The organism is Proteobacteria bacterium CG1_02_64_396 (assembly GCA_001872725.1).
Lineage (GTDB): Bacteria > Pseudomonadota > MNWR01 > CG1-02-64-396 > CG1-02-64-396 > CG1-02-64-396.
Genome location: MNWR01000083.1, coordinates 1 through 7,910 on the forward strand (window position 1 = coordinate 1; position 7,910 = coordinate 7,910).

A 7,910-nucleotide genomic window follows, 5' to 3' on the forward strand; every position below is an offset into this window, starting at 1 on the left:
CTGGTCAGGGTGAAGGATCCCCCTGCCCCGCTGGTCGCCTGATTCCCCAGGTCGTCGACCAGGGTCGCCCCCACCAAGGGGGCCGAGGCTCCGTCGACGACGGTGCCGGTGATCGTCCCGGTGTTGCGGGTGAGCGTCAGCAGGCCGGTGTCGGTCACCTGGCCGACCGCGACGTTGAGCCCGGTTTTCGAGGCGGCGGCATAATCGGGATGGGCGACGACGACCTGATGGCCGCTCCCGGTCTGAACATTGACCCCCCAAGCGCCGGTGGCGTCGGGGGTGGCGGTGGCCAGGGTGACGGCCCCCGCGCCGTCCTTCACCGTCACGCTGACGAAGCCGTAATCGGCAGCGCTCCCCAAACTCAGGGCGATCCGCCCTTGCAGGGTGCCGTAGGCGGTATCCAGCGTTGCGGCGGGGGCGGTGGAGGCTGCCTGATTGGGAATCACCGCCACTACGGAGCGCGAGACGTAACCGGGGGCCGAGACCCAGAGCAGGTAGGTGCCGGGATCGACCCCGGCCAAGGTGTATTGCCCTGCGGCGTCGCTGCTGGCGCTGGCTCCGCCCGCAATCGACACCGTAGCGCCGACAATGGCGCCGCCGCCGACCGTGGCGGTTACCGTGCCGGTCAAAGTGCGCTGCGTCAGGATGATGGGGGTGCCGCTCAAATCGGCGGTCGCCCCCGCCGTCACCGTGGCACTCGCGCCCCCCGCCGTGAATCCCCCCTTGATGACACTCAAGGTGCGCGTCCCCACCGCCACCGTCGCCAAGGTGAACACGCCGCTGGCGTTGGTCACGGTGGTGTTGCCCAAATCGTCGGTGACGCTGGCCCCGACCAACGGGGTCGCCCCGTCGGTGACGACACCGGTCAAGGTGCCGGTGTTGCGGGTCAGGGTGACCGAACCTTTGTCGACCGGGCTCGCCGCCGCCACCGCCACCGCCGCCGGGTCACTCTGCCCCACATAGTCGGGATGGGTGTAGTTGATCCCCCCGGCGTAGCTCCCCTCGGGCAGGTTCAGATACCACTGCCCCACCACGTCGGTGGTGGTGGTTTGTCCCCCCAGGGCCACCGTCACGCCGCTGTTGTCGGCGGCGTTGGGCAGCACCACCCGACCCTTCACTACCCCGATGGCGGGATCGAGGATCAGGGCAAAGGGAATCGCGTAGGCGCCGCTGTTGCCGACCACCGCCACCGGCAACTGCTTGGTGGCATAGCCGGTTTTGCTGGCTTGGATTTGATACGAACCGTCGGGGACGCCACTGAAGGTGAAGGCGCCCAACCCGTTGCTGGTGGTTGTCAGGTTGATGCCGCCCGGTCCGGCCAGGGTAAGGGTCACCCCGCTGTTGTCGGGGGCGCTCCCGCCCAGGCTGACCGTGCCGGTCAATTGCAACGCCGTCAGACTCACCGGCGCCGCCAGGGTGGCGGTCGCCCCCGCCGTCACCGTGACGCCGACGCCGCCCGCCGTGAAGCCGCTTTTCAGCACGGTCAGGGTGCGGGTTCCCACCGCCACGTTCGCCAGGGTGAAGATGCCGCTGGCGTTGGTGGTGGTGGTGTTGCCCAGATCGTCGGTCACCGAGGTTCCGGCCAGCGCCGCTGCCCCGTCGTTGACCACACCGGTGATCGACCCGGTATTGCGGGTGAGCGTCACCGTCCCCTTGTCGACCGGGGCCGCCGTCGATACGGCCACGATAGCGGTGTCGCCTTGCCCCACGTAGTCGGGATGGGTGTAGTTGATCCCGGAGCCGTAGCTCCCCTCGGGCAGGTTCAGGTACCACTGCCCCACCACGTCGGTGGTGGTGGTTTGGCCGCCGAGTGCCACCGTCACGCCGCTGTTGTCGGCGGCATTGGGGAGGATCACCCGACCCTTCACCACCCCGATGGCGGGGTCGAGGGTCAGGGCGAAGGGGATCGCGTAGGTGGCTTGGTTGTTGAAGACCGAAACCGGCAATTGCTTGGTGGTGAAGCCGGTTTTGCTCGCCTGAATCTGGTAGCTGCCGTCGGGTACGCCGCTGAAGGTGTATTGCCCAGCCGCGTTGCTGGTGGTGGTCAGGTTGATGCCGCCCGCTCCCGCCAGGGTCAGGGTCACCCCGCTGTGGTCGAGTGCCCCCGCCCCCAAGCTCACCGTGCCGGTCAGTTGCAGGGCGGTCAGGGCCATCGGGGTCGCCAGATTGGCGGTCGCCCCCGCCGTCACCGTTGTGGTCGCCGTCCCCGCCGCAAACCCCTCTTTGAGGGCGGTCAGGGTCCGGGTGCCCACCGCCACCGTCGCCAAGGTGAAGGCGCCCGAGGCGTTGGTCACGGTGGTGTTGCCCAAATCGTCAGTGACGTTGACCCCGGCCAAGGGGACCGCCCCGTCGCTCACGCTGCCGCCGATCGACCCGGTGTTGCGGGTCAGGGTGACCGAACCCTTATCGACCGGGGTGGCCGCAGCCACGCTGATCGCCGCCGCATCGCTCTGTCCCACATAGTCGGGATGGCTGTAGTTGATCCCGGAGCCGTAGCTCCCCTCGGGCAGGTTCAAATACCACTGCCCTACCACATCGGTGGTGGTGGTTTGCCCCCCCAGGGCCACGACGACGCCGCTGTTGTCGGGGGCGTTGGGGAGGATCACCCGCCCCTTCACCACCCCGATGGCGGGATCGAGGGCGAGGGCGAAGGGGATCGCGTAGGCACTGCTGTTGCCGACCACCGCCACCGGCAATTGCTTGGTGGAATAGCCGGTTTTCGATGCCTGAATCTGGTAGCTGCCGTCGGGTACGCCGCCGAAGGTGTACTGCCCGGTCACGTTGCTGGTGGTGGTCAGGTTGATCCCGCCCGATCCGGCCAGGGTCAGGGCAACGCCGCTATGATCGGTCGCGCCGCTCAGGTTGACCGTACCGGTCAGGGTCAGCGCCGTCAGAGCGACTGGGGCTGCCAAATTGGCGGTCGCCCCCGCCGTCACCGTCACGCTTGCCGTTCCCGCCGAGAAACCGCTCTTGATGACGGTCAATGTGCGGGTTCCCACCGCCACGGTTGCCAAGGTGAAGGCGCCCGAGCCGTTGGTGACGGTGGTATTGCCCAGATCGTCGGTCACCGAGACCCCGGCCAGGGGGATCGCGCCGTCGGTCACGCTGCCGCCGATCGACCCGGTGTTGCGGGTCAGGGTGATCGAGCCCTTATCGACCGGGGTGGCTGCAGCCACGGTGATCGCCGCCGGGTCGCTCTGCCCCACATAGTCGGGATGGGTGTAGTTGATCCCCGCGCTGTAGCTCCCCTCCGGCAGGTTCAAAAACCACTGCCCCACCACGTCGGTGGTGGTGGTTTGACCGCCTAGGGCGACGGTGACGCCGCTGTTGTCAGGGGCGTTGGGGAGGATCACCCGACCCTTCACCACCCCGATGGCGGGGTCCATCGAGATCGCGAAGGTGACTTGGTAATTGGCGCTTTGCCCCAGCACCGCCACCGGGGTCGTTTTGCCCACAAAACCGGGACGGGTGGTGAGAATTTGATACGAACCGGGGCCGACCCCAAACAAAGTGAAGGCACCGGTCGCGTCGGTGGTGGTGGTGAGATTGGCGGCCAGCGTCCCCCCTTGCAGGGTGACGGTGGTGCCGCTGTGGTCGCTGGCGCCGTTGCTGAGCAAAACCCTGCCGGAAAGGGTCATGGGGCTCATCGCGACCGGCGCCGCCGCAACGGGGGTCGTGACCCCCGAGGCGACCGTCACCGTCGCGGTGGCGGGCAGGTAGCCCGCCGTTTGCAGGGTCACCACCCGGTCGCCGACCGGGATGTTGCTCAAAGTAAAGGCGCCGCTGGGATCGGTCACCGTGGCGTTGCCCAGGTCGTCGCTCACCGCCACCCCGGCCAGCGGCGCGCCACCCGCCCCGGTGACGCTGCCGCCGATGGCGCCGGTCACCGCAGCCAGGTTGATCTCGGTCATCTTGACCGTAGAGCCCCCCTGAATCGTGACAACCCGGGTCAACGTGGCGTGGTTGGAGTCGGTGAAGTTGATCGTTGGGGTTCCAACCGGAATGTTGTTCAAAACAAACGAGCCATCCCGGGCAGTCACCGCCGCCAGATCACTCCCCTCAACCGAAACCAAAATTCCGGCGTGGTCCATCAAGCCCGCCCGCTCACCGAAGCGGGCAAAACCGCTGATCGCCCCCTTACTTGAGGAAGTCTGCCGCACCAAAGGCAAAGTCGGCACCGCCGCGGTCGAGCCCTTGACGATGTTCACCCCGTCCATCTTGGCCGTGACAAACCCCTCGGCCGAGGCGACGAAGCTGTACCCCTGCCCCACCGCCAAAGCGGGGAACTGAAAAATCCCGGCCGAGGAGGTCAGGGTCGAGGTCACCGAACCGTCCGACCCTTTGGCATACACGACGATGTTTTCGAGCGAACTCAAACCGGTGGCCAACACCTGCCCCGAGGCGCCCCCCTTGTCGGTTCCAAGTTCGATGTTTTGCAGGTTGGTGGGCTGTCCCGAGGCGACCTGAAAGTAGACGTAGCGGCTCAAATAGCCGGTTTGCGCCACCGTGACGGCGTAATGGCCGGGAGGAAGATTCTGGATTTCGGCCACACCGGTGGCGTCGCTGAGGATCTGGGTGCCGGTGTTGATGAGGGTAACGGTGGCGTTGTTGATGGGCTGGGCGGTGGCGCGGTCGACCACCGTCATCACGACGCTGCCGGTCGGTTGCAGTTGGGTATTGGCCACATCGATCTGCTTGGTGGCCCCTACCGGGACGTTGATGTTGGCGATTTGCACCCCGTTGCCCTGGGCGTCGATGTAAACCAGCTCGTAGCCGGTACCACCGGGAACCGAAAGGTTGTACTGCCCGCTAGGGTTGATGGGGATTTGCTGGGCGCGGGTCAGGGGCGGCTGGAGGGTGTCGCCCGTCTTGCGGGCCTGGGCATCGGCCTGAACGGCGGCCAACACCGCGTCGGGGGTCAGCCAAAGGCCGCCCTGCTGCGAGGTGATGCGAGCGGCGGTACCTGAAGCAACGCGGGGGATCGCCGCGGCGGGGACAACCCCGGTTACGGTGCCCATGCCGGTAATGGGGGGGGCGACAAATCCGCTGGTGCCTTGCGTTCCAGCCCCTGATGCGGGGGTGCTCGCCTGATTGCCGGGGCCAAAACACCCGGACAACAGCAGTAACCCTAGAGAAATCACAACCCATTGCTTGGTGCGCGTGCGCAAGCCTTGCCGCATTCCGTCCCCCCCTATAGCCCCTTTGTTGGGCTTATTTGCATCTTATTCAAAACTAGAATTTTCTAAGGAAGCGCTGATTAAATCGGTGTCTCCCTAATAAATTAGCGTTTTCCTAAGGAAAAACTGATTAAAGGCATCCTGCCTTGAATCAGCACGCTACGCAAAAAGCGTCGTTTTTGCTTCGCTTGCAAAATCAGTCACTTACGTTCCTGATTTTGGCGACCCATCCCTGGGTCGCTCGGAAACGCTAATAAATCAGCGCTTCCTTAAGGCTCATAACCCTCCACCCCATCCAAATGTTGGCGGGGTACTTTGTCGATCTAAACCACGAGTTGCAACCGCCCCTCCGTGACAGCAATCACCCCATCCAACCAGACGCCAAATGGCTTGGGATGATGATGGCCAGTCCCCGCCATCGAATCGTATTTACCCCTCCCAAGTTACCTGTTTGGGCTCATGATCGGGATGAAGCAACGGCTTGCTCGCCGGTTGTTCTTCTGCGCCTCATGCAACCTGCCCCGCCACCCACCCCGACGACCAGGCCCATTGTAAGTTGTACCCGCCAAGCCAACCGGTTATGTCGATCACCTCGCCGACAAAGTACAGGCCGGGGACTTGGCGTGCCTCCATGGTTTTAGAGGACAGTTCGCCAGTATCGACCCCCCCCGCCGTCGCCTCGGCGACCCGATACCCTTCGCTCCCTTCAGGATGCAAAACCCACCCCTTTAGCCGCAGGGCGGTTTCTTCCAATTCCGCATCGGTTTGCTGCCCCATCAACCCGTCGGGCAGCCCCTTGTCGCCCAACGCCTGGATCAACCGTTTGGGCAGCCATTGCCCGAGCACGGTGCGCAGCTGCGCCTTGGGCCTGCCTTTTTTGGCCGTTTTCAGCGTCTCGAACAAATCGACACCGGGCAACCAATCGACCGTCACCCCCTGACCCGGCTGCCAGTAAGAGGAGACCTGAAGGATGGCGGGGCCGCTGATCCCCTTGTGGGTGAAGAGTAGGTTGGAGGAGAACACCGGGGAGGCGCCGCTGTGGGTGGCGACCGGTAGGGCAATCCCCGCAAGCACTCCGAAATGTTTGAGATCGCGCGCCCCCCAGGTCAGCGGCACCAACGCGGGTCGGGGGGGAACGACCTTTAGGCCGAAATGGCGGGCGATGCGCAGCCCCACATCCCCCGCCCCCACTTTGGGGACCGAGAGTCCCCCGGTGGCGACCACCACCGCCTTGGCGTGCAGGGGGCCATGGTTCGTCGCCGCCGAGAACCCCTCCCCCTCCCGGTCGACCCCCTTCACCTCGACCTTGAAGCGAAACTCGGCCCCCGCTTGGCGGGCATGGTCGGCCAGAAGATCGGCGATGTCGGCGGCGGAGCGGTCGCAAAACAGCTGCCCCAGTTCCCGTTCGTGAAAGGGGATGTGGGCTTGCTGCAACAGGGCGATGAAGTCGTGGGGGGTGAAGCGGCTCAGGGCCGAGATGGCGAAGCGGGGGTTGTGCGAAACGAAGTTTTCAAACCCCACCTCCCGGTTGGTGAAGTTGCACCGTCCCCCCCCGGAGATCAGGATTTTGCGCCCCGGACGGTCGTTGTGGTCGAGTACCACAACCTTGCGCCCCCGGCCCGCCGCCTGCCAGGCGGCCATCAATCCGGCGGCCCCCGCCCCCAAAATTGCGACGTCGAATGCCTCTTGTTTCACTGCTGCTCCTGTCGAGGTCTCATGAACGATATTGCCCCACCAGCACCTTTGTGCCCTTGCGGTTCTGGTCTTGCGCTGGCCGACTGCTGCAAACCCTATCTGAGCGGCGCTCGGGATGCCCCTACCGCGCGCGCCTTGATGCGCAGCCGCTACACCGCCTACGTGCTGCTCGACGAGTCCTACCTCCTCAAAAGCTGGCATTCCACCACCCGTCCCAAAACCCTGGGATTGCAGGAGGATCGACGGATCGAATGGCTCGGCTTGACGGTTGAAGGCTGGGAGGATGGGGAGCCCGAGTCTGAGCGGGGGGTGGTGACCTTCACCGCCCGCTTCAAGGTGGGCGACAAGCGCGAGCAGATCCGCGAGGCAAGCCGATTTTTGAGGGAGGAGGGGGCTTGGCGCTACCTCGACGGCACAATGTTGCCCCCGACAACCGCTTCCAAGGAGGCCAAAACGGGGCGCAACGACCCTTGCCCTTGTGGCAGCGGGAAGAAATTCAAACGGTGTTGCGGGGGGTAGCAGAGGGCTTGATGCGATCTGAGTAGAGGGTGACGAGTTGCCTCTTCTAATCGCGGCCGTGGAGTGTTCCTACACAAATCCCGACGCACCGTCACCGCATGTAGGAGGCGTCCCTGACGCCGATGCGAAGCCGAGTCGTTTCAGTCGAGCCACACGTTGTGGCTACGGGTCACCCCTGCTCGTTGGAGGGTCGTGCTGCGTCGTGGCCGCTTATGTTTCATCACACAAAAGGCGGACGCGACGGAGCGCGTCCCTCCAGGGGGCACTAGGAGTCTGTCGGACTTGAGATCGTCCTACTGCGCCGGCGGGTAATCGGTCCAAATTTCCCCGGTTTTTCGTCACATAGACACCACTATGATCCTCAAAACCGTGAAAATTTGGCCTCGATTCCCCACTCGGCTCGCTACGGACGCTCAAGCCCGACAGACTCCTAGGAGTCTGTCGGACTTTTCCCAAGGACATGAGACGATATGAGGCATGATATGAGGCATCTGTCGTAACAAGCCGAGGAGCCCCGAT

2 protein-coding genes and 1 pseudogene are annotated in these 7,910 nt (G+C 64.7%); 1 reads left to right on the top strand and 2 read right to left on the bottom strand.

Annotated features, from left to right (window positions below):
- Together AUJ55_09985 and AUJ55_09990 are read right to left on the bottom strand one after the other, a co-directional pair.
- Positions 1-5,180, bottom strand: a pseudogene (locus AUJ55_09985) (hypothetical protein).
- Positions 5,181-5,684: 504 nt separating this feature from the next.
- Positions 5,685-6,818, bottom strand: a complete 1,134-nt coding sequence (locus AUJ55_09990) for a hypothetical protein (protein ID OIO55810.1) — start codon at positions 6,816-6,818, stop codon at positions 5,685-5,687.
- Between the two features lie 75 nt (positions 6,819-6,893).
- On the opposite strand from AUJ55_09990, the gene AUJ55_09995 reads away from it, so the two are divergent.
- Positions 6,894-7,391 carry a hypothetical protein gene (locus tag AUJ55_09995; protein OIO55809.1) on the top strand — a complete coding sequence of 166 codons (498 nt, stop codon included), beginning with the start codon at positions 6,894-6,896 and terminating at the stop codon, positions 7,389-7,391.
- Positions 7,392-7,910 lie beyond the last annotated feature (519 nt).